This is a genomic window from Campylobacter sp. MIT 12-8780 (assembly GCF_006864535.1).
Lineage (GTDB): Bacteria > Campylobacterota > Campylobacteria > Campylobacterales > Campylobacteraceae > Campylobacter_D.
This window is the reverse complement of the sequence record NZ_QHLL01000014.1, coordinates 17,347-39,824: the sequence shown is the minus strand read 5'-3', so window position 1 is coordinate 39,824 and position 22,478 is coordinate 17,347. Positions and strand designations below refer to the sequence as shown.

General features: G+C 29.0%; 20 protein-coding genes. 7 read left to right on the top strand and 13 right to left on the bottom strand.

Translation table 11 applies throughout. The features are described 5' to 3' along the window. Window positions 1-64: 64 nt before the first annotated feature. The 4 genes from DMB95_RS09335 to DMB95_RS09320 all read left to right on the top strand — a co-directional run bounded on the left by DMB95_RS09335 (window position 65) and on the right by DMB95_RS09320 (window position 3,045). The gene (locus DMB95_RS09335; protein WP_137633551.1) at window positions 65-517 is read left to right on the top strand and encodes a YopX family protein; all 453 of its coding nucleotides are present in this window, start codon (window positions 65-67) and stop codon (window positions 515-517) included. A 263-nt stretch (window positions 518-780) separates the two neighbouring features. Continuing rightward, window positions 781-1,464, top strand: a complete 684-nt coding sequence (locus tag DMB95_RS09330; RefSeq protein ID WP_137633552.1) for a hypothetical protein — start codon at window positions 781-783, stop codon at window positions 1,462-1,464. A gap of 7 nt (window positions 1,465-1,471) precedes the next feature. Next, window positions 1,472-2,125, top strand: a complete 654-nt coding sequence (locus tag DMB95_RS09325) for a helix-turn-helix domain-containing protein (protein WP_137633553.1) — start codon at window positions 1,472-1,474, stop codon at window positions 2,123-2,125. Between the two features lie 293 nt (window positions 2,126-2,418). Continuing rightward, window positions 2,419-3,045: a recombinase family protein gene (locus tag DMB95_RS09320; protein WP_137633554.1), complete on the top strand. Its 627-nt coding sequence runs from the start codon at window positions 2,419-2,421 to the stop codon at window positions 3,043-3,045. Window positions 3,046-3,149: 104 nt separating this feature from the next. Here the strand turns inward: DMB95_RS09320 and DMB95_RS09315 are convergent, their stop codons facing one another. From DMB95_RS09315 to DMB95_RS09270, 10 genes are all read right to left on the bottom strand, one after another. Beyond that, entirely contained in the window at window positions 3,150-3,401 is a 252-nt protein-coding gene (locus tag DMB95_RS09315) for a plasmid mobilization protein (RefSeq protein ID WP_238386995.1), read from the bottom strand. A gap of 9 nt (window positions 3,402-3,410) precedes the next feature. Then, a complete protein-coding gene (locus DMB95_RS09310; RefSeq protein WP_137633561.1) occupies window positions 3,411-4,091 on the bottom strand; it encodes an AAA family ATPase in 681 nt (226 codons plus the stop codon). Between the two features lie 188 nt (window positions 4,092-4,279). Continuing rightward, window positions 4,280-4,714 carry a VapD family protein gene (vapD, locus tag DMB95_RS09305; RefSeq protein WP_137633562.1) on the bottom strand — a complete coding sequence of 145 codons (435 nt, stop codon included), beginning with the start codon at window positions 4,712-4,714 and terminating at the stop codon, window positions 4,280-4,282. Then, entirely contained in the window at window positions 4,711-5,025 is a 315-nt protein-coding gene (locus tag DMB95_RS09300; protein ID WP_137633563.1) for a hypothetical protein, read from the bottom strand. Before DMB95_RS09300 ends, vapD begins: the two co-directional genes overlap by 4 nt. A gap of 225 nt (window positions 5,026-5,250) precedes the next feature. After that, entirely contained in the window at window positions 5,251-5,625 is a 375-nt protein-coding gene (locus tag DMB95_RS09295) for a hypothetical protein (RefSeq protein WP_137633564.1), read from the bottom strand. A gap of 19 nt (window positions 5,626-5,644) precedes the next feature. Continuing rightward, on the bottom strand, window positions 5,645-7,447 hold the full coding sequence (locus DMB95_RS09290; protein WP_137633565.1) for an AAA family ATPase: 1,803 nt from the start codon (window positions 7,445-7,447) through the stop codon (window positions 5,645-5,647). Between the two features lie 550 nt (window positions 7,448-7,997). Further along, window positions 7,998-9,194, bottom strand: a complete 1,197-nt coding sequence (locus tag DMB95_RS09285) for a DUF5710 domain-containing protein (protein ID WP_137633566.1) — start codon at window positions 9,192-9,194, stop codon at window positions 7,998-8,000. Between the two features lie 115 nt (window positions 9,195-9,309). Further along, window positions 9,310-10,041 (bottom strand): hypothetical protein, encoded by a 732-nt coding sequence (locus DMB95_RS09280; protein ID WP_137633567.1) that lies wholly within the window; start codon window positions 10,039-10,041, stop codon window positions 9,310-9,312. 11 nt (window positions 10,042-10,052) lie between these two features. Then, entirely contained in the window at window positions 10,053-10,298 is a 246-nt protein-coding gene (locus tag DMB95_RS09275) for an EexN family lipoprotein (protein ID WP_137633568.1), read from the bottom strand. A gap of 35 nt (window positions 10,299-10,333) precedes the next feature. After that, window positions 10,334-10,621, bottom strand: a complete 288-nt coding sequence (locus DMB95_RS09270; RefSeq protein WP_137633569.1) for a hypothetical protein — start codon at window positions 10,619-10,621, stop codon at window positions 10,334-10,336. 324 nt (window positions 10,622-10,945) lie between these two features. On the opposite strand from DMB95_RS09270, the gene DMB95_RS09265 reads away from it, so the two are divergent. The 3 genes from DMB95_RS09265 (at window position 10,946) to DMB95_RS09625 (ending at window position 13,183) form a co-directional block, all read left to right on the top strand. Further along, the gene (locus DMB95_RS09265) at window positions 10,946-11,485 is read left to right on the top strand and encodes a hypothetical protein (RefSeq protein ID WP_137633570.1); all 540 of its coding nucleotides are present in this window, start codon (window positions 10,946-10,948) and stop codon (window positions 11,483-11,485) included. Then, entirely contained in the window at window positions 11,482-12,972 is a 1,491-nt protein-coding gene (gene mobP1 / locus DMB95_RS09260) for a MobP1 family relaxase (RefSeq protein WP_137633571.1), read from the top strand. Before DMB95_RS09265 ends, mobP1 begins: the two co-directional genes overlap by 4 nt. 70 nt (window positions 12,973-13,042) lie before the next feature. Continuing rightward, complete coding sequence (locus DMB95_RS09625; protein ID WP_162056971.1) at window positions 13,043-13,183, top strand: hypothetical protein; 141 nt, start codon at window positions 13,043-13,045, stop codon at window positions 13,181-13,183. 107 nt (window positions 13,184-13,290) lie between these two features. On the opposite strand, the gene DMB95_RS09255 is transcribed toward DMB95_RS09625, so the two are convergent. The 3 genes from DMB95_RS09255 to DMB95_RS09245 form a co-directional block, all read right to left on the bottom strand. Continuing rightward, window positions 13,291-14,238, bottom strand: a complete 948-nt coding sequence (locus tag DMB95_RS09255) for an Abi family protein (protein ID WP_137633572.1) — start codon at window positions 14,236-14,238, stop codon at window positions 13,291-13,293. A 58-nt stretch (window positions 14,239-14,296) separates the two neighbouring features. After that, on the bottom strand, window positions 14,297-20,362 hold the full coding sequence (locus DMB95_RS09250; RefSeq protein ID WP_260604846.1) for an SNF2-related protein: 6,066 nt from the start codon (window positions 20,360-20,362) through the stop codon (window positions 14,297-14,299). Between the two features lie 96 nt (window positions 20,363-20,458). Continuing rightward, window positions 20,459-22,477, bottom strand: a complete 2,019-nt coding sequence (locus tag DMB95_RS09245) for a DNA topoisomerase 3 (RefSeq protein ID WP_137633573.1) — start codon at window positions 22,475-22,477, stop codon at window positions 20,459-20,461. Between the last annotated feature and the right edge of the window lies 1 nt (window position 22,478).

Sequence of the window (22,478 nt, the reverse complement as noted above, 5' to 3'; positions counted from 1 at the left end):
TTTAGGCGATGATTTGATTGAAGATGAATATAGGCACATTCATAAATAAATAAGGAGGTAAAAAATGAAACTACAAGACTTTGATTTTAGGGTGTGGGATATACAAAGACAAGAGTATGCTCTTTGTGAAGATGGTTATGAGTCAATGGATGGCGAGCGTTGTGGTGATATGTGTATAGAAATAAGAAAATTTAAAAGTTATATGCAGATGTCTAGTGAAGGTGAAAAAGGTTATTATCAAAATATAGAAAAAGCAGAAATTGAGCTTTACACAGGCTTAAAAGACAAAAACGGCGTGAAAATCTTTGTAGGAGATATTTTAGAACTTAAATGTGGCTTTAAAAGAGACATTTTTGAGGTGTGTTTTAGTCTTTTTGAAGGAGTAAGTATAGACAAGGCTGGAAGTTCTAAAAACGCCAAAATATCCTTAATGCTAGAGGACTACGATGAGTGGAAAGAATTTGCAAGTGTCATCGGCAATATCCACGAGAATGCAGATTTATTTAAACAAGGGTAAAGCGATGAGCACTATATTTTCAATAATTCGTATTTCTTTATCAATAATTCTTATTTCTTTAATAGTGTTTTCTTTTATAATAGGTATTTGTATTTTTTGCAAAATGTTTAATGATGCTATTAAAAAAATAAAAGCAAGGGATTATAAAAGTGCTTTTTTGTATATTTGTGGGCTTATTATTATAATATGTGCTTTCATATGTTGTGTATTACTTATTGTTATGTATTTTAGCAATATAGATTTAAATTGTTAAAGGAGGAAAAATGAAAATAAAAATTGATAGTGGCAATCTTGGATGCCAAGATGTTGATATGGATGCTAGTGAAGTTAAGGGGAAAACAATGTTAGTTATTTACATTTCGACAATGTTGATTATTTGCATTTTGACAATTTGTTTTGCCCTGTTTTCTAACTTGGTGTTTATTTCAAGTGATATTGCAAATCTTTTTCCTATATCTTTTATAGATGATTTTGGTATTTATGTGCTTTTATTTTCTATTTTAATACTTTTTGAAGCCATTTTCTTAGATGCAGGTAGGAATAGTCTATCGTTTGCATTCTTTAATACTTTAATGTTATTAATTTACTGGGTAGTAACATTTGCAATGATCCCACCATACTTTTCAGGCGAAGAGAATGACATAAAACGCATAGAGACTTTAATTTACGAAAATTTAAATAAAGAACAACAAAAAGCTTTTGATAAACAAAGGGATTTGTATGAGTCAGATAAAGGCGATTTTAAAGGGAGCATAAATAGAGCAAGCTTTTTATGCAAAAAGTATAAATACAATCATTTGTGTGAAGATTACTTGAATTATCTTATTGAAATCAATCAAGAAAGAGCTGATTATCTTATTAATAAGCATAAAGAGAGCAGGAAAGAAAAGGAAAATCAAGAAAAAAGCTCTGATGATTTTTTTAACAAATTCATAAAGGAGAAATAATATAACTATGAAAACGATCGGCGAAAAATTACGAGATTTACGCAATATTTATGGATTAAGTCAAAGAGAATTTGGCGAAAAAATAGGTGTAGCTAGAGGTAGTATAAATTCTTATGAAAACAATGTTAATCCCCTTACTCAAGGGGTAAAATGGAAAATTTTACAAGGCACAGGTATAGGATTTGATTATTTTGATACTGATATGAGCCTTAATGAAGCTTTTATAAAGTATGGTATAGATCCAAGCAAAAAGCTTGAATTCAAAGAAACAAAAGAAAGCATTTGTGCTGTTTATAAAGGAATTAATAACTTTATGGATGGCAAGTGCGAACAAGAACCTCTTAATATAAAATCTTGGTTTTTAGATAGTTTATTTGAGGGAATAGGAAAGTTTGATATTTGTTTTATCAATGTTAGTCATAATGAATTAGAACCTTATGCTAAAAATAATGAAATTTTAGTCGTTGTGCGTGATGGCAACCTTAAAAATGGCGATAAAATCATCATCGATTTTAAAGGAAGCATTCTTGTAGTGCAGTATTTTAAAGAATTTGATGAAATAAGACTTCAAACCTTAAGCGGTAAGGAAAATAAGCTTAAAGAAAGTGATTTTAAAAAAGAGATAAAAATATTAGCCATTATTAAAGGCAAGATATGCTAAAATTAATAAATTTCATTTTAAAGGCATTTTGTGAATACCCTAAATCGATTGTATAAAGAAAAGAAACAATTTATTTATCTCATATTTGGAAATTTGGCAATAATATTTCTTGTAGCAATTAGGCATTATGATGATAAGGCAAATCTTATTACAGGTTTGACTTTTCTCGGAATTATCTTAATAATCTTTTGCATTGGATTAAGAAATACGCTTAAAGCCATACGATCGTATCGAAAATACCTTGAAAGGTTAGAGCATAAAATGATACAAGAAGAGATATTGAAAAGAGAATAATGGTTGTAGCATATGTAAGGGTAAGCACAAATAAGCAAGATACAGATGTTCAAAAAATGCAAATTTTAGAATATGCACAAAAAGAAAAGCTCATTATAGATAGATTTATAGAAGTTCAACAAAGTGCAGGAAAGAGTTTTAAAAAACGCAAAATAGATGAATTAAAAAAGCTAAAAAAAGGTGATGTTTTGATAGTTTATGAACTTTCAAGACTCGGCAGAAGTATGTTTGAAACAATGAATTTTATACTAGACTTGTCAAACAAAGGTATCCAATTTGTTTTTCTTAAACAACTTGAACTTAGTAGCTTTAACAACCCACATTCAAAGCTATTACTTTCTTTTTATGCCTATATAGCTGAAGTAGAAAAAGATTTTATATCTCAAAGGACAAAAGCAGGGCTTGAAAAAGCAAAAGCAAGCGGAAAGATTTTGGGACGCCCATTTGGTGTTTTGAGTAGTATGCACGATGAGTCGAAAAATATAATACAAGAATTGCTAAATAAAGGCATGTCGATGAAGTCGATTTGGATCTATCTCGGCAAAAAAGGGACTTATTCAAATTTCTATCTATTTTGCAAGAGTAGGAAACTTCATAAAAGGATTGAAAATACTACTTTAATATAAATATTAATAAAAATTTAAGTTTTTTCAAGTAAAATTTATCGGTCGATTATTTTAAAATCCATAACTCCAAAATAATAAGTAAAACAAGCTTAAAATACCATAAATTAACTTTTATCTCCACTAAAAACTTTAAATCGTAGATATTGAGAAACATTCATATTTATTTTGTATGCAGCTTCTTTTAAAATAGCCATTTCCTCATCATTAAGATAAAAAGCTATTTGTTTTCTTTTGCTTTTAGCTGGTATTTTTGGCCTGTAGTTTTTTTGCAACGAAGTTTCACCCCGAGCAGAATTTAAAAAATCTTCTTCCTTTGAAGCGTGTTCATTTTTTTTACTCATTGCTTTAAATCCCATAATAACTCCTTATATTCTTTCTTTTGCGAGCTCTAAAAATTCTTTATAAAAAGCCTCAAAATCGCTCAAAGCTTTTTCATTTGGTGTGCAAAATTCTCTAATACTTTTGCCATCAATTACAGCTTTTCTATAGGCTTGTCTTTCATACAACGCATTCTCAAGCAAAATGACATTTTCCAAACCTTTTTCGGCTTTTGTCGTATTGATAAATTCCCTCAAATTTTCTAAATCTTTGGCTAAAAATGGATTTGGCGAACTTCTATTGATAAGCACAAAAGCCAAAAGATTGGAATTTATTTGTCTTGAGTCATCATATATTTCAAGCATATGCTCAAGAACTGGGACATCATATTGTGAAGGAATGGTTGGTATTATAATAATGTTTGATTTAAGCATAGCTTTTCGCATTTCCTTTGAATCTCTACCACCTGTATCAACAATTATGCTATCAAATTTGCTACGCATACTTTCAATTTCATCGCCCAAACTTATACCTGTTTTTGAAACATTGCTAAATAATGGCTTTAAGCCAGACTGACTTCTCATATCTGAAAAAACCTCAGTAGATTTTTGTGGATCAGCATCTATTAACAAAACATTATCATCATCTTCTGCTAAACGAGCTGCCAAATTTACTGCTAAAGTAGTTTTGCCACTGCCACCTTTTTCATTGACTATTGAAATAACCATATAACCTCCTTTTTTGATAAAAAGTAAATTTTATAATGAAATAATATCATAAAAATATTAATACAATATTGTAAAAATATTTTTTCATTGACTAATAAATATTTATAAAATATTTTTAATATATTTTATAAATATTGTATATTAAATAGATATTAATGCTATTTAATATACTAAACGATATTACAAAACTATCTTTCTATGTTTTTATTTTTGGTGTTTAAATTATGAGTTTTAGATTGGGTAGCTTTGTTAATTTCAGTTCTAAGTTCTGCAAGCTTGGCTTCTTTATCTGGAGAATTTTTAGGTATATCTTTATGAATAGATTTTGAAAGAATTTGCAGTTGATCTGTTAAATCATATTGTTCCCCAATATCAGTAACATCAAATCTTTTTACACAAGAAGCTAGCCAAGGGAAGTTTGTGACAAGTTTAGTGCTTAGTTTAGAAATTGCTCTTTCACTTAAAGAATTTTTAGAAGCATACCCTGAATACTGCCTATGCTCAAAACCATTTTTGAGCATAAACTCTTTGACCTGTGCATAAGCTTCTCTTGTGTCTTGGAAGTGCTTTTTTAGCTCATTTGTGTATAAATCGAAATTTATAGCCTTTCTGCTTACGCTCACGAAGCCCAAACTCCCATTTCATCGCCAATTAAACTCTCATTTCCCTCTTTTTCGCTAATCCAAGTCCATTTTTTAACATTAAGAGTAAACCATTTGAAATTCATAAGATTATTATAAACTAATATACCTAGTTTTGCCAAATCATATTGATTGCCTTTACAATGATAGGTATTTTTATCTATTTTAATAAGTCCTACTTCAAGAGCAATTTCTTCAATGGTTTTATACATTGTCTCTAAATTATATATCCCCTCACGCTTAATTTTTTCTTCATCAAGCTCAAAATGAGTGCCTAAAAGTGGGTATGACATTTTAACTCCTTTGTAAAATTTTAACAACATTTTATCATATTTTATTTCAAATAAATTTTTAAATTCTTACAATTCTTTTGTTCGAATTGAGGATTTGTTGTTTAAGTGACAATAACAATATCTTAAAAATACTTTATAAATATTTTTAAGATATTGTTTATATAATTTTAAAATATTTCTAAGATATTTAATAAATATTTTAAAATGAGTATATGTAGTCATAATTCAATATACAAAGTATATATAAGCAGAAACCATAATTACCCATAATTTGTAAAATGTATAAAAAATAAAAAACAAGCAAAGCGAAAGAGATATTTTTATTATGTTTATAATGAAACAAGTAAAGTTTTCAAGCTTAACATACCAATTCCATTTTATAAAGAATCTATTTCGTAAAAATACTATAAAAATAAACACATATTTTAAGATATAAAAAATAATAGCCAAAATAATACCTAAAAGCCCTATTAAACATCCAGCTAATCCGCCTACAGCCTCGCCTGAAAAGTCCATATCTTTTTTATTTTGTTGTTCAATAGACCTATTATTTTCCTCTCTTATCCTTCTATTGTTTTCATCAATAAGTCTTTGATCCATTGTGTTAATCCTTTGTTTATTATTTTAAATCTTCAGGAGTAAATAAGCTATTTGATAAATACCTATTTGCCTTTATGTTAAGCTTATTCATCGCATCTTTTTTATTGATAAAACGCTTAATTTTTCCACTGCCACGATATATAAAAATTAAATCGTTGCTATCTGCAAATTTTTTATGTAACACTTCGTTATCATATGGTTTTAAAGGAGAATTCCTTCCATAAACATTAATCCCAAATTCAATTAATTCATCTTTAGATTCTATAATTTCTTTTCTTTGTTTTGAAATAAGGCTTCTATGCTTGTAATCTGAATAAGCTTTAATTTTGCAAAATTCAGTAAAAGTAAGCTTCATATTGCTATTGTCAGGAAAAGAACTTAAAAATCGTATTAAATCCTGCACAACTAAAGATTTTAAATTGATAAGAATTTTAGCTAAGTCTTTATCATAAGAAAGAGTTGATTCTGTCTTCAAACGCCTTATATATTCTTTTCTAATGGTAAGCTTAAACATAGCTATGATTTTTCCATCATTTTTAGTAACCCTTTCTATAGAATCAAACATTAAAATGTCTCTATCCCTTTCAGTTTTCTTTTCTCGTCTTCCATCGATATTTTGAATATGTGTTAAATCATAAGAAAAGCGAGAAATCTCATCAAATTTTTCTTGTAACCATTGATATCTTGTTGGTGTTTTTCCTAAGTAGTTTTTTAAAAATTTATATGGTTCTAACAAAATTTCCATATCCCAAAATTCATCTTGGTATTTTTTGATAGTAGTGCTATCCACATTATCTTTCACATAAAGAAACAAAGCATCTAATATGCTTCTATGAGTTTGTGTAAGTAACTCATTCTTTAAATTGATAATATAGGTTGATCCGCTGTCTTTGTGTTCCATTTTAAATTCGCATTGTCTATCATTTTTAACAAATTCTTTATAAAGTGCTGAATCTATTATCTTCTTACTACTAAGATAAAAAACTCCTCTATTTTCGTGCATAGTAATATAACCATTATTATCCATAGTGGCTAAACCATTACTCAAATCTTTTATTTCATTATCTTTATCTACTTTTAGCAAAAAATGCTCTTCTTGCTCTTCTAAAGATTCATTTATGTCAGAATTTACTAAAATTTTAATTCGCTTCTCTCTATCACCATTATTAATATTATTGCTATCTTTGATTATTTTCAATATTCTATGAGTTGTAGTATTTTTATTCTCTCCTTTAGCAAATGTAAGCTCATAGATAATTCTAGGGACATTTTTTATCACTGAACTTCCCATAATGCTCTCGCCCTTTTTATCTAAATGATGAAGCAATAAAATTGTTTGATTGTTACTAACCGCTATATTTATAAGAGTATTAAAAAAGCTTTGCACATCATTTTGATTGTTTTGATCTTTAAAACCTAAATATGAAAAAAAAGCACTAAATGTATCAAGAACAATTAAGCTGCAATCTGATAAAGTCCCAAGCTCCTTTGCTAAATTTTCTTCAGGACTTAATCTTGCGTTAAATTCAGGCAAATCGGTAGAAAACTCAAGATCAATCATCTCAAAAGGATAAAAACTTTGTATATTTTGAATTCTTGCTAGCAAAGCTTTTTCATTATCTTCTATACTCCAAAAAAAAGATTTCACGCCATCATTCAAAGCATTTGCACAAGTTTTAAGAGCTAAAAAAGATTTTCCAACTTCACTCACTCCACACAATAAGACAACAGAACCTAGTTCCATTTTCAAAGTATCTTCACATATAAGGTTTTCACACTCATCAAACAAATTTAAAGTATCCACTGTCTGGCGTTTTGGCATAATTTATCCTTTAAAATTGACATAAATATAACATTGTATATAACCTTTACGACTTATATACAAAATATAGAAGTAAATAATAGCAAAATATTATATTAAAATCAACAACTTATTATAAAAACATCTACAAAATTAAAAAAAGTTGGTATTTTTATAATAAATTATTATATTTATGTCAATTTTTATAATAACATTATATTTATGCCTACAAAACATCTACAAAATTAAAAAAAGTTGGTATTTTTATAATAAATTATTATATTTATGTCAAAAAAAATCTTTCGATACAAACAAAAATCAAAAATTAGTTGGTATTTTTATAATAAAATAAGCTATTTTTATAATAAAATAAGCTATTTTTATAATAATCTCTTAAATTTATTAAATTTTAAACCCCCATAAAATAGAGTTTAAAAATCACTGAGCTATTTTTATAATAATCTCTTAAATTTATTAAATTCATTAAATTTGTATCTAAATAGGAAATGGTAAAAATTTTATTTCATAAAATTTTGACCTTTTACATTATAAAAACGCCAAAACAAAGAAGTTATCTTTCTAGATCTAGTTTATTTTTGTCTATAGTATTTTGAAATGTTTGTGTGTGATATTGTTTTCGTATTTCATCAAGCCCCTTTTTTGTATAAATATCGTTAAAATCGCTTATCCCTTCTTTAGCTTCTTGTTCTGTTATTTGAGGAATAACAAGTTTTACATTAGGGTAATTTTGTTGAATTTTTTTTGCAGCTTCTAATCCTACATTAGTTCTTCCTTGAATTTCTAATTTGTAGTCATTATCTGCAATTATAGTTAGTTGTTTGTTCGGAAAAGTTTTTTTAAGATTTTCAACGACATTGCTTAGATTTCCTGCGTCAATAGCCATTATAGTAGGCTTTTGTAATGCTTTTTGTATAGTCATAGCAGTAGCAAAGCCTTCACATACTATGAATTCTTCTTGTTCTTTAAGTGGAATTTGAGTAAAAAAACATCCTTTTTTTCTAGCCGAGTATTCCACATTTTTATTTTGCTCTTCTTTTGTTTTAATTACGCCAATTATTTTTTTTCCTTCTTTTGTAATTCTTTGTATTGACCAGATTTTCCCTGTTTCATCTTGAAATGGAATAAGTAAATTTCCATAATTATCTACTTTAAGGTTATAAGTTTCATCAAGCCCTTTTTTTATAAGATATGGATGTAACTTTATAAGAGGTTTTGCTTCTATCCATTCTTTTTCTAGCCTAAGGGCTGTTTTCTTTTGCAAATTTAAGAGTTCTTGATCTTTATTGATATGTGTCTCATTAAAATTACTTTTTGGGTTTAAAGGCTGTCTTTGTATCTTTATTGAGTTATTGTGAGTTGAAAGTTGAAATTTCCAGTTTTCTTTATAACCTGTTTTAAAGTTTTCGATATAACCAGCAGGGAAGCCATCTAAGTATCCTACATATGCTCCACTTTTTTCATGTCCTTTATCATCTTGAGTTGCACAGCGTTGAATTTTTCCATTCATTATAGGGGTATCTACAATTAAGCCTTGAGCCTGTAAGGCATTTTTAAATTGAAACAAAGCTTCATTTATGTTGATATTGTTTTGTTTTATGGGTGGATTTTCCCATTTTTTAAATATGCTTTGATCCATATAAAAAGGAACATAAAACTTTTTTTCTTTTGCGTCCCAAATAGCACCAAGTTTTTTAGCTTCATCTTTATCATTATATGGTACATATAAAAACTTTCTTTCTCTAGGCATAGATTTTCCTTAAGTTTTTTTTAAGCTAAAGTAGTTTAAAATTATAGTGCAAACGAGGAGGGTGGTTTGTATATATTATAAGCCGATCCTTCTTTTTTTGATACAAAAGCGAATTTTATTTATTGAGCTGAATATCTCTTTCTTTATTTACCTCTCTTGAAATTTTAAGAGCCGATTTACTTTTTTTTTGAGTGCTAGTTTGCACCTCTTTTTGAATTTCTGCTATCTTATCAGCTTTTGATTTTTCTTGTTCATTGCTTTTGTTTTCTTGTTTTTGTTCTAAATTATTTTCTGCTTTTTGATCTTCTTTGTTGCCAAATAATTGAATCCTGCATTTTTCATTACCATTCATAAATCCTTGCAAAAAGGTTTGGAATTCAGGAGAAGGGATAGTGTCTAAAATTTTGGCACACTTTTGCAAAGTTCCTAAGCTACCTTTACTAATCACATCCATTGCTGGAGGTTTCATAAGAAATTTATCAAATTTCTTACTCAACTCCTCATCAAATTGTTTAGTTTTTATATCTTTTTCCCAATCTTGCTTACCTATCTTTCTTAAGTGATTTATGCCTTTTGTAAAGTGTCCTTGCCCAAGAGGAACTTGTAGATTTTCTACTTTTGCACCTTCGTTATCATTGTAAAGAAAAGAAAATTTGAGGACTTTATTACTTATTTTGGCATTAGAAGCGTCTTTTTCTTTTTGCACTTCATCAAGCACAGCAAGGTGAGAAAAAAGCTCACCTATTTCTTCTTCGCTAGTATAAGGAGCTTTTTCAAGCAGATATAAAAATTCCTCATCATTGTTTTTGTCTATTTGAACATTAAAATAGCTATTTTTATTTTTCATCTTTTAGTCTCTTACTTCCATAGCTTTCCTGCTTCATCTGCATTCATACAATCTTTTCCAAGTACTTTTTCAAGATCTTTGTCTTTTGCTTGAGGATTTTTTGCTATGTAATCATACAATTTTTTTCCGCATTCATCGATTTTTTTCTTTCTTTCTTCAGGGTTATTTTTATAGTATTCAACGCTTTTTGGTTCTTCTGAGCAAGCACTAAAAAGTATTGTAGCTAAAACAGCCAAGAGTAAAATTTTTGTTTTCATTGTGTGTCCTTTTTTAAGAAGTTAAAATTTAAAATCTACATATAAGCTTCTAAGAGTTTATTGTAAATCTTTTTAATTTTATCATATTTTTCTTGATTTATTATTTTAAAAAAAGAATTTTTAAATTCTTCATCATTTATAAAGCTTTCTAAGATAAGTAAAGAAAATTCTTTATGAAGCTTTTCTAATTTGGCGTTTTCTTTTTCTTGTATTTTTTTAAGTTTTTCTTTATACTCTTTTTCAAGCTCTTCGACTGCTTTTGTTTTTAATCTTGTTCTTAATTTAGTTTTTTGATTGTTATCTTTAATTTCTTCTTTACTCATAAATATATCCTTTTATATGTAAATACATTTTTATTAGATTGTATCTTAATTCTGCTTAATGATAACTTAAGAAATAAAGTGTATAATTTGATGATTTTTTACAATATGCAGGATAGGGATAAAATCCCAAAAAGTATATACTTTTTTAAAATAATTTTTTAGAAAGTCCTAAAAAATGGATTTTATCCCACCTGCTCTGCGAGGCTCTTTTGATATTTTTTGAATAATATAGACAAGCAATTTATTCAAAAAATATAAAGTTTTTCTTGCGAAAAAGCATTTTTAAAGTGTTAAAAATGTAGATTAATTGTTTTAGGTACAAAAATGAAAAAGTTTTTATTTAATATAAATGAAGAAAATTTAGCTTTCATAACTAATATAAGTAAAAAAACAAAGACACCAAAATCAAAAGTTGTTAATAAAATTATTAGCATATTTATTAACAACGATAAGGAAAATACTCCAAATAAAGTATTGCATTATAAACAAGAATTATATCAAGCCAAAACAAAACAGGTAAAGATTTTTTTTACTCAAAATGAGTATGATTTTATAAAAGAAAGTGCTAAAAAAAATGGCTATTCATTTTTAACTCAAGAAGTAAGATATAGGATATTTAATTCTATATATAATGATAAATTTAGCAATTCTATTGAATTGAGACAATTTATACTTACCAAAACTTCTCTTAATCAAATGGGAAGAAATATTAATGAACTTAATAAAATATTAAAACAAAGAAGTGCAGTTAAAGTTAATATTAAAAATCTTGAAGATACTTTGCAAAATATAATATATAAAATAGATCAGCTTACTCAAAATATAAATACTTTAGTTGATAAATCAGAGGATAAAATAAAGTGAGTTCTATTCCAAAGTTTTTAAAAAATAATGACCAAGAATGGAAGCAATGGAGAGCTAAAAAGGTTATAGAACATAGAGATTTTATTTCAAATTTGCCTAAAAATTACAAAAGCAAACGATCAGGATTTACAAATTCATCGTCTAATATCTATATGCCAAGAACAAAATTACCGCTTCAAATTTCTTCACATAGAAGTAACGAGGTTGTGATAAAAATTACTTCAAGCTCTAAACACTTTCAATCAGTTTCTCGACATATAGATTATGTAAGTAGAAATGGAGAGCTTCAAATTGTTACTAGTGAATTACAATATTATCAAGGTAAAGATGAAAATATAGAAGTTAAAAAAGCATTAAAAGATTATGGTGCAACAATCCCAAATCAGTATCAAAACAAAAGAGAAATTAGACAAACCTATAATATAGTTTTTTCAATGAAAGAACATTCAACAACTCCTCCTCAAAAACTCAAGCAAGCAGTTTTTAAAACTTTAAAAGAAAACTATCCTGATAACTTTTTTTCTCTTGTTTTTCACGCAGATACAGACAATCCACATTGCCATATTTGCCTTAAAATTTCTAAAGCAGATGGCACAAGGATTGATATAAGAAAAAATGATTTAGCTCATTTAAGAACTGAGTTTGCTAAAAATTTAAATGATTTGGGAATACAGGCTAAAGCAACCCATTCAAAACAAGTTCAACAAAACATTGATCTTGCTAAACGCCAGCAAATTTTAGATAGCTTACAAAATAAAACTCAAATGAAAATTAAGCCTCATCATTATAAAGTGCTTGATTATGGCGAAGCAAAATTTGATTTTAAAGATGAAAATAATATAAGTTTTTTTGTGTCTTATCTTACTCCAAAAGGCGATACAACTATTTGGGGTAAAGATTTGCAAAGACTTGTTAAGGAGCTTAAAATTGAAAAAGGTGAGTATGTTCGTTTTGCTAAGATAGGAGATAGGTTAGAGCCATATAGTTTCAAAAAGAAAATCCAAAATAAAGATTATGAAGTGCATACACAGCGTAAAATTCCTGTGTGGGACGCAAGCATTGCCAACCGAGCAGAAAAAAACTTTGCTAAGCTTGCACCTGTAAAAATTACCACAGAGCTTAAAGAAATTAAAAAGGAAAGGGTAAGAAGTGGATCAACTACAAGAAAATACACCAAATCAGAGTGGGCAAGATATTATGCAGCAAAACGAGGAGGAATACATCTCGCCAACAATGCTTATAATAAAGGACGAGCTACAGCCAAATCCACCAACGATTTGCAAAAATTGTCCAAAATCCCTATGGTTTGGAAACGATCAAGAGATGAAATGCTTCTGCACGCTAATGCACAGCATAAGTTGGAGCTCAGAGGAAAAAAACAATCCAATCACACACTGCGACGGGCAGATATTAGGGCTAATGGAGTTACAAAACGAGGAGATAAAGAGCTAATAAAAGCTCAAAAGTCAAACGAGAGGGAAATTTAAATAAGTAAAAGTTTTATCAAATCTTAAATAAAATTATGATAATTTACATAAATTTATATAAGGAAAATTAATGACTAATACCGAACTTGCTATTTTGTTGGGGATAATTGGATTGTTTGTTTTACCAGCTTTATTTTTTATCTATTACGCTTCAATAGCACAATCAATAAAAGATGATTTAAACAACACCAAAAAAGACGATAAAAAGTAAATTTTTAAGATATTAAGAAGCGAGTTCGAACGGATCTTACTCGCTGTGTCGATGTCAGAATTATTATATATATTTACTTAAAATAACATTAATTTTCTAAATATTTTTTAATTTTTTATAATGTTAAAACTTTTTTCAATAAATTCAAAGAAGTTTTTTAGCTTTTGATTGCTATTTAATGTTTCTTGGTATTTTCTGACATATTGCATAAAATCATTAAAATTCGTAATAAAATTATTCTTCATATTTCTACTTTTACAAATTTTAAAGAATAAATGAATCATTTCTAAAAAATCCACAACAAGAGATTTGCTCATCATGCTTTCTAAGGTATATGTATCGTCTTTAAATACAAAATTCTTTCTATAGGCACTTAATTGTTTATACATATATTTTCTTGTAGTTGTATCTAGTATTTTAATCAATATACAATTGCTATGGGCTGATAGATTTCTAAGCCATTTTGTACTATCTAGTCTGTCTTCAAGTTTTATATCTTTATTGTTTTGATTTTGTATTATTTTTCTATTGGTATCCTTTTGATAAAAAGTTAATAATTTTATAAAATTATTAAAGCTTATAATTTCTATTAAAACCCATATTGGCATTTGATTGTGATATTTTTGAACAAGAGCATAGTTGCCTCCACTGTGCAAATTAACTCCATTTAAGTAAGATTCTATAGTTTTTTGGGTATTTTGTCCCTCTTCAGAGTCTAAAAATCTTTCTATTATACTATATCCATCTTCATTGCTTTGATTAAAATCATTAAGCAATAGTGTCTTTGCTAAATGTTCTATAGCCAACGCCACATCCAATATAAAACTACGCAAAGCCACATCAATTTTAGATATTTCATACATATAAGCAAATTCTAAATCAACATAACGCCCCAAGTTATCTTTGTTGTAAATTTTTGCATAAGATTTAAGCTTGAAATAATAAGTTCTACTAGACAATATATCTTTAGCTTCATTCTGATTTATAATGTTAAATTGTATGCCTTTGGCTTCCATATGTTTTATTTGTTCATCTAGGGATAATTTTGGCTTCATTAAAACCTCCGAATTTAATTTTGTGTAATTATACAAAATTTTGAGTAAGTTACTTAGATTACTTCTCAAACTCCTGTATATTTTCCTTAGTTTTATTTAAAGAATTTAAAATCTCGGCAGACTTTGGCACAAATTCACTTTTGTAGTCTTTGTTTGTGCTTATTTTTTCTATTTCTTCTATCACCAGACGATTATCTTCTCTTAAGGCTTCTAAATATTCTTTCCTAGTGTAGCTTGGTGTATTTTCTCCTGTTATCCTTTGCAAATCCACAATATCTTTGTGAAGTAATTTGATTTTCTCATTTGTCTCCTCCATAGTCTTATCAATACCATTATAAAAATTGTTCATCCTTGTAATAAAACCGCTAAAACTCACATAATCTTCAATCTTAAATACCTCATTTGCTTTATTAGAATAAACCATATTTTCAGGTTCTATAAAGAGCTTCTTGTCTTGGGTGCTAATATAAAAACAAAGTGAATTTGCACTTGTTTTTTCAGCACTAATAATAAGTCCTTTATATTCTAAAATATCGTATTCTTTCTCATAATCAAGGGCTACAAGCTTTACAGCAGCATTAAAGGCTTGTTTAAGCGTTTCTTGCCTTGATTTATTTGCTTCGCTATCGTCATTTTTAAAAACAAGAAAATCTTTTGTTTTAGAAGTCTTATCGTTTAAGTTATGGATAAAATATTTACCTTTAAAATGTTCTTCTTTGTGCTGAGAAATAATATCTTTAAAAGTTTGTAATTTAGTGATTTCTTCTTTAAAAAAATTAAATTTAGATTGCAAATTTTTAAGTGTTTCTTCATTGTGATAAATTTGTCTTTGAAAATTATTATAAAGCATTTCTTCCTGCCTTAAATCATTGTTTAGTTGCACTTGCATTAGGATAAAAGGATTGCCTGTAGCCTCTGCTTTCATTTCTGCGGCATCTGCTGCTGAGCTTGTTATATCATCAAGAGTCCTTGTATCAGCCCCAGCACTTCTAAACTGCTCTATTGATTTTGCCTTGCTTTCAATAGTTTGCCACATTCTCGCATCATATGTTCTTTCAGTAGCATATCTAAATTCTTTTATTCTAAAATTTATTGGATCACGCATAAAAAGTTCATTGCCTTGTCTAATAACCCTACCACTTCTTTGTTCTAAATCACTAGGACGCCACGGACAATCTAAATGGTGTAAGGCAACGACTCTTTTTTGCACATTTGTCCCAGCTCCCATTTTTTGAGTTGATCCTATGAGAATCCTTGCTGTTCCTGAGTTCATATCTGCAAAAAGAGCAGCTTTTTGTAAATCAGTTTTTGCGTCGTGGATAAATCTTATTTCATTTTGTGGTATTCCCATATTTACAAGCTTTTTTAAAATATCACTATAGACATCAAAATTAGCTTTTTCGGCTAAGATTTCATCTAGGCTTTTGACTTCCTCTTCATCTTTTTCTAAAACTTCATTGATATTAACAAATTCCTCTTTTTCTATTTTTTGCTCTATTTCATTGGTGTTTGCAATCTCTTCTCGAGTTATTTTTTGAGAGTGCCTTTTTGGCGTTGATAAATCACAAAATATAAGCTGTGTGCCTTTGTCATTATTGTAGGCTTTATATTCTGCTAAGACATTTTGCACAAGCTTATTGACTTTAGAATCTACATAATCTTTAGCATTAGGATCGATAAGTCTAAAGTCAAGTCCAGCCTTTCTAGCGTCTGTGGTGCAAGCTAAAAGATTGTTTCTTCTAATATCTTTGTCTTGATTTTCCATTCTCCATACTATTGAGTCTTCGTTCCACATTCCATTTTCATCTTGAATGCCTATAAATTCAGCTATTTCATCGCTTCTAGGAGCAACAACATTAATAGGCTTATTATTATAAAGTTTTGGCACAAAGTCTTTTTGAAACTTCATAATATCAGCATTTGTAACAATATCAGCCACACTTTTATACATAGTTGCAAGCTCTGGGACATTTTTAAATTTATTAAATCTTGAAACAATTTTATAGTTTATGCCTGAACTATCAAGTTCCCAAGCACTTGTAACTTCACCAAAAGTTGAAGCCCACGAATCAAAAATATGTATTCTCTTTTCTTTCAAAACGCTAGGTTGTATGTAGCGTTGCAAAGTAAAAAGCTCTGTGATAGAGTTGCTTATTGGTGTGCCTGTTAAAAAATAAAGCTTATGATTGTTTTTGTGTAGATATTGTGTTTTGCAATACAAATCATAAGCTTTTTGAGAACCTTTTAAGTTACCAAGTCCACTAATATCGCCCATAGAAGTTGTAATAAGCAAATTTTTAAATTCGTGAGCTTCATCAACGATTAAGGTGTCAATCCCAAGCTCTGAAAAATCAATTGATTTTGATTTTTTATGCGAGGATTGTAAATCGGCAAGCTTTGCTTTGAAATTATCAATTCTTTTTTCAAGTTCTTTTACTGAGTATTTTTTGACATTATTATCGCTTTGCTTTGTTCTTAGAGTATATTCTAAAATTTCTATGTCTTGTTCGTATTGCTCTTTTTGAATTGAATAAGGAGCAGGCAAAAGTTTAAATTGAGAATGTGTCATAATGATTGCGTCATAATCATTTGCTGCAATTTTTGCAAAGAATTTTTCTCTATTGTCTTTTTTTAAGTCATTTTCACTAGGGGCTAAAATATTTGCTGAAGGGTAAGCACTATAAAATTCATCATTCCATTGTTTAGCTAAGTGGTTTGGCACAATAATAAGAGCCTTATTAATAAGCCCCATTCTTTTTTGCTCTATAATCGAACAAATTGCTACAAGAGTCTTACCAGCCCCTACTTGATGATCAAAAATTATGCTATTTTCTTGTATAGCTTTATATATTGCATTTTTTTGATGAACTCTAAGTTGTATATTTTTGTTTAAATTAGGTAAGATTAAATCTTTTCCATTATATTTTGGCTCCACATTAGTGTTAAATCTTTCGTTGTATATCTTTTCAAGATCGCTCCGCCTGTCAAAGTCCTTATAAATCCATTCTGCAAAGTCATTTTTGAGCTTTTCAAGCTTTATATTTGCTAAGGCTGTTTCTTTGGCGTTTAAGATTTGCTTTGTTTTATACTTTCCACTTGCACTATCATATTCCTCAACTTTATCATAAATTCTTATAGGATTTCGCTTAAGGGCGTGCAAAGCTAGCTCAAATGCTCCTATTCTTTCAGTAGCGCATAAAGAGCGAGTATAAACACTCAAACTTGCTCCAAAACCTGAAAAATTCCATTCCCCTGTTTTTTCATTGAAAAAAAGATCGTAATTTTCTTTTTGAATACTAAAAGTTTTTTCAAAAAATTCGCTATAGTATTTTAAAGGAATCCAAGATGTACCTAGTGATACTGATATATCAGAAGCCTTTAAGTCTTTTGGCAATATTTCTTTGAGGCTTTCAAGGTTTGGTATAAATTCGTTTTTTCCATCTTTAACAAGTCGCTCTACTTCTTTGTATTTAGCCTTTACATTACCTGAAAGATATTTTTGAGCTAAGATGTAAGAGTCATCGGTATGATTTTTAAAGATTAGCTTTTCTTCAAGAAGTTCTTGCAAAGTTTCATCAATAGGCTTAGCTAAATTATCTTTTAAAAATCCCAAATGAATACGCCCATATTGATTAATGCTTGCAATAAGTGCTTCTTTTGGAGTTTGTAAATTTAGCACAGGCTGAGCTGATATAGTTCTTTTGTAAAAAATGTCTGATTTTGTAGCACTAGGAGCAATTGGGCTAATACCTTCTTTCAAAGCTACACTCTTAGAAATTCCTGCATTATAATTTTTTTCAAGTGCTAAAATCTTATTTGCCTCTATATCTTCCCTAAATGCTCTTTTGTTTGAATCCTTATTTAAAAAGCCTTCAGTTTTTACAAAGCTATCATAAAGCTCATTGAGTTTATTTCTATGAATTTTGAGTTCATCATCGCTTAAATCTGATTTTTCAAGCTCTATAAGTGTGTTAAATTGATCTCTTAAAGCGACAAGTTTAATAATTCTTCTTTTGTCGTGTTCGTTAAGATGTGGTTTTTTAATCATATATTCACTACTAAAGCCTGAAAGTTTAAAATAAACTTCATTGTTATATACAAAATAATTGTAATCTTTGATTGTATTTAACTTATACTTCATATACTCACAATCAGAATTTTGCTCATTAATAATGATAATTTCATCTTGTATGATTGTGGGGCTATATTTATATATGTTCTTAGGTAATGAGTTTATAAATTGATTTAAAGCAGTTTCTAAATTTCTCCCATCATCAACGCACTCCAAAGAAAATCCAAATTGCGAATTAACAAGCTTCATTTTTCCAAGTATATTTTGAGGATTTGCTTTGTAATACTCATTTATTTTGAAATTCTTTGCTTCATTTTCACTGAATCCATTTTTTAAGCATAGTTCATCAATATTTTCAAAATATGATTTGCTTTCAAGCCACTTTTTACTTATGTTTTCATTTTTTCCTTTTTTGAAAAAAACAATATCGCTTGTAACTTCAGTATTTGCAATTTTGCTAAACATTGTGTTAGGAAGTCTAATGGCACCTAAAAAAGTAGCTTTTTGATCGATAAATTCCCTAACCGCCTCATTTTTAGAGTCTAAAAAATACCTTGATACTACAAAAGCAGCAATACCATCTTCTTTAAGATTATCAATGCTTTTAGCTAAAAAATAATTATGCACGCTTAGTTTGTTAAGTTCGTAATTTGTTATGTCTATGATTTTCTTTTGTCCAAAAGGAGGATTTCCAATAAATGCGTCAAATTTTTTGATAAAATTAAAATTCTCAAAGCCGTGATTTCTTATATCTTGATTTGGATACAGCTTTTGAAGCAATCTCGCACTAATGTTATCAAGTTCTATGCAAGTGAAATTGTAATTTGAAGCATAATTTTTTGCATAGGCTAAAAAATTACCTATCCCTGCACTTGGTTCAAATATGTTTTTATCTTCACTTGTATTAAAACCCATTGTATCTAACCCCTTATAAATTGTATCAATTACAATTTTGGGTGTATAAAAAGCGTCTTGTGTTGAGTTTCTTGCAGCTTTATATTCTTCATCATCAAGTAGATCAACAAGCTCTTTGTATTCTTTTTGCCACTCTTTATTATAAGGATCAAACGCTGATGAAATACCTCCCCAGCCTGAAAACTTACTCAAAACCTCTTGTTCTTCTTTTGTAGCTGGGCGGTTGTCTTCGTTTTCTAATGTTTTTAATAAAGTGATAGCTTGAATATTTTTTCTAAATTTATCTTTTAAAGAGCCTAAGTTTGGCTCTTCATTTGTGCTAAAGTCTATTTTGTTGTTTGTATGATTGTTCTTGCTTGTTTGTAAAAGTTCTCTATGTTCTTTTTCAATACTAGTGGATTGTCTTGTTCCTGTATTGCCCTCAAGTTCTCCTGCATTGGCTTGAGCTGCAAATAAATCCTGTCCATCATCATACAAATTTGATTGTCTAAGACTTTTATTTTCTCCGCTTGTGGCTCTTGTGAATTCTCTAGGATTTGTATCTCCTCGATTTTTTGTGCTATGAAAGGATTGTTCTTCACTTCCTGATCGATCTGATCGATAGCCTTGTGTATTAAGTCTATTTTCTCCGCTTGCGTCAATTCTTCTTGCACTAAAGCTAGCTTCTCTTCTCTCAAGCTTTGATTTAAAATCGGTGTTGAGAGCTTTGGTTTCTTCGTTAAATAGAACTCTTGATCTACCCCAAAAACTTCTAATATCTCCATTTGTGTCATTCCTTGATTGAATCTTGTTTGTGCTTCCTTGCTCGTTAAAATTTTTAGCTCCATTTGTGTTTGTGGAAGTGCTAGGCTGTGAAGCTGTGAAGCGTCCAGCATTTTCATTGTCTTGGGATAAAGGCTTATCCATCGCTCTATAATCTTGAGTTCGTGAGTGTCTATTTTCTTGTCTATATACCATTGAGAAAGCGTTCTGTAAGTCACTTCGCTCAGTTGTGTTTTGAGATAACTTAGATTTGCTTGCATTGTCTATCCTTTCATCTTTTTGTATTTTTCCTTGAGTGAGTTCTAAATTAGGTTGAAATTCGCCAAATTCATCAATCACAAACAGCATTAAATCATCATTTTTAATCTTTGTCATTATATCCCTTAATAATAAATTTTCATTAGCCACCCTTTCTAATATTAGATAATGATACTATATATCATTTATTCTTAATACTAGATAAATGCGTTTTTATTTATTTTTTAAAATCGGCTCACCTTTTTTATCTGCCATACATATGAATTTACAACCTTCTTGATAACGAGAGCAACCGTAGAAAAAGCCTTTTTGCCCTTTTCTTTTGATTAAAAATCCATCACATTCAGGGCATTTTATCCGTTTTGCACCCGCAATAGAAAAATTACCATTTTTAATCTTTTCAATTTCCGTGCTTATAGATGTATAAACGCTTTTTATAAAGGCTTCTTTGGTTGTTTCGCCTTTTTCGATAGCTTTTTGATATTCAAACCATAAAGCTGTCATATCAGGGCGAGAAAGTATTGGTGTAACAAATTTAATCAAATCTTTACCTTTTGGAGTTGATTTGATAACTTGCTTTTTATCATTGCTGACTTCAATATAGCCTTGTTTTATGAGTTTTTCTATCATATCACTACGAGTAGCAGGCGTTCCTATACCACCACTTTCGCCTTTTTTGTCTTTGTCTTTTTCTAGTAAAAGCTTTTTAATTCTTTCATTTTCAACATATTTAGCTACAGAGTTCAAATCTTTTAAAAGTGTAGTCATTGTATATAAAGGACGAGGCTTTGTTTGTAATTTTTTAATTTCGACTTGTTCTATATTTGCTAAATCACCATTTTTAAGCAAATTTATATCAAATTTAATTTCATCTTCTACATTTTCTTCATCACTTATATGGCTAAAAAAAGCTTTAAATCCAGCTTTAAGTGTTTTAGAAAAACTTGCTCCAAATTCTAATTCATTGATTTTAAAATTAAGTGAGTAAGCTATAAACTCTCTAGGTTCGTAAAATTGCATTAAAAAACGCTTGCAAATAAGTGTATAAATGGCTTTTTCTTCACTACTTAATTTATCTAAACTCAATCTTGTTTCAGTAGGCACTATACCATAGTGAGCACTTAATTTGCTATCATCAAATGCTTTTGATTTAATGCCAAGATTTACATTTGTATAGCCTATATCTTCACTAAAATTTGCTTGAAGTGCTTGAATAATTTTTGAAGCTTCTTTGTATAAGGTTTCAGGTAAATATTGACAATCTGATCGATTGTAGCTAATGGCTTTATGTTTTTCTCTAAGGCTTTGTGTTATTTGTAATGTTTTGGCAGCAGAATATCCTAAAGTTTTGCTTGCTTCAGCTTGCAAAGTTAAAAGATTATAAGGTAAAGGGGGATATTCTTTTTTGTTTTGCGAGCTAATGTTTAAAATGGCTTGCTTGCCCTCACAAGTTGTTTTGATTGCATTTGCCTTGTTTATATCCGTAATTTTTTCTTCTGACTTCACTTTCAAGGTAGTTTTAATCTTGATATTATGTATATTCATTTGAGCATTTAAAACATAATAATCAATGCTTTTAAATCCATCATTTTCTAAATCTCTTGCCACAATAAGCCCCAAAATTGGAGTTTGAACTCTACCAACTGTGATCGCTCCCTTTTCGCCACCCTTAGCACGATTTGCTAAAGTATAAGCACGAGTAAGATTTAATCCTACAATCCAATCAGCAAAGCTTCTTGCAAATCCTCTTTCACTCATACCTTTAAATTCGCTATTTAAACGCATATTTGCAATTTCTTTTTTTACTGCACTAGGCGTAATGTCATTAATCAAACAACGCCAAACAGGTTTTTGAGTTTTTGAATACATTAAAATTTCATCCACAAGTATTTGTCCCTCATCATCTGCGTCCCCACAATGCACAATTTGCTTTATTTTTTCATTTTTGATAAGCCTTAAAATGACTTTGAGCTGATTTTCTTTATCTTCTATAGCTTTGTGTTTAAAATCCTTAATGACAATAGGCAAGTCTTCAAAACGCCAAATTTTATATTTTTCATCATATTCGTGAGGCTCTAAAAGTCGCATTATATGCCCATAAGCCCAAGTAATGTAGTCGTTTCCTCTTTGTATATAACCACAATTTTTAGGTAAAGTGTTATTATACTCCCCATTTAATCCCTCAGCAATAGCCTTAGCTAAATCAGGTTTTTCTGCTATAAAGAGCCTCATT

What these genes read in the sequence shown, in the direction of transcription:
- DMB95_RS09310 (WP_137633561.1), bottom strand. Translation starts at nt 4,091, where the DNA reads ATGGTTATTTCAATAGTCAATGAAAAAGGTGGCAGTGGCAAAACTACT.
- DMB95_RS09285 (WP_137633566.1), bottom strand. Translation starts at nt 9,194, where the DNA reads ATGCCTAGAGAAAGAAAGTTTTTATATGTACCATATAATGATAAAGAT.
- DMB95_RS09255 (WP_137633572.1), bottom strand. Translation starts at nt 14,238, where the DNA reads ATGAAGCCAAAATTATCCCTAGATGAACAAATAAAACATATGGAAGCC.
- DMB95_RS09335 (WP_137633551.1), top strand. Translation starts at nt 65, where the DNA reads ATGAAACTACAAGACTTTGATTTTAGGGTGTGGGATATACAAAGACAA.
- DMB95_RS09325 (WP_137633553.1), top strand. Translation starts at nt 1,472, where the DNA reads ATGAAAACGATCGGCGAAAAATTACGAGATTTACGCAATATTTATGGA.
- DMB95_RS09295 (WP_137633564.1), bottom strand. Translation starts at nt 5,625, where the DNA reads ATGGATCAAAGACTTATTGATGAAAACAATAGAAGGATAAGAGAGGAA.
- DMB95_RS09330 (WP_137633552.1), top strand. Translation starts at nt 781, where the DNA reads ATGAAAATAAAAATTGATAGTGGCAATCTTGGATGCCAAGATGTTGAT.
- DMB95_RS09290 (WP_137633565.1), bottom strand. Translation starts at nt 7,447, where the DNA reads ATGCCAAAACGCCAGACAGTGGATACTTTAAATTTGTTTGATGAGTGT.
- DMB95_RS09270 (WP_137633569.1), bottom strand. Translation starts at nt 10,621, where the DNA reads ATGAGTAAAGAAGAAATTAAAGATAACAATCAAAAAACTAAATTAAGA.
- DMB95_RS09245 (WP_137633573.1), bottom strand. Translation starts at nt 22,477, where the DNA reads ATGAGGCTCTTTATAGCAGAAAAACCTGATTTAGCTAAGGCTATTGCT.
- DMB95_RS09275 (WP_137633568.1), bottom strand. Translation starts at nt 10,298, where the DNA reads ATGAAAACAAAAATTTTACTCTTGGCTGTTTTAGCTACAATACTTTTT.
- DMB95_RS09280 (WP_137633567.1), bottom strand. Translation starts at nt 10,041, where the DNA reads ATGAAAAATAAAAATAGCTATTTTAATGTTCAAATAGACAAAAACAAT.
- DMB95_RS09625 (WP_162056971.1), top strand. Translation starts at nt 13,043, where the DNA reads ATGACTAATACCGAACTTGCTATTTTGTTGGGGATAATTGGATTGTTT.
- DMB95_RS09315 (WP_238386995.1), bottom strand. Translation starts at nt 3,401, where the DNA reads ATGGGATTTAAAGCAATGAGTAAAAAAAATGAACACGCTTCAAAGGAA.
- DMB95_RS09300 (WP_137633563.1), bottom strand. Translation starts at nt 5,025, where the DNA reads ATGTCATACCCACTTTTAGGCACTCATTTTGAGCTTGATGAAGAAAAA.
- DMB95_RS09265 (WP_137633570.1), top strand. Translation starts at nt 10,946, where the DNA reads ATGAAAAAGTTTTTATTTAATATAAATGAAGAAAATTTAGCTTTCATA.
- DMB95_RS09250 (WP_260604846.1), bottom strand. Translation starts at nt 20,362, where the DNA reads ATGACAAAGATTAAAAATGATGATTTAATGCTGTTTGTGATTGATGAA.
- DMB95_RS09320 (WP_137633554.1), top strand. Translation starts at nt 2,419, where the DNA reads ATGGTTGTAGCATATGTAAGGGTAAGCACAAATAAGCAAGATACAGAT.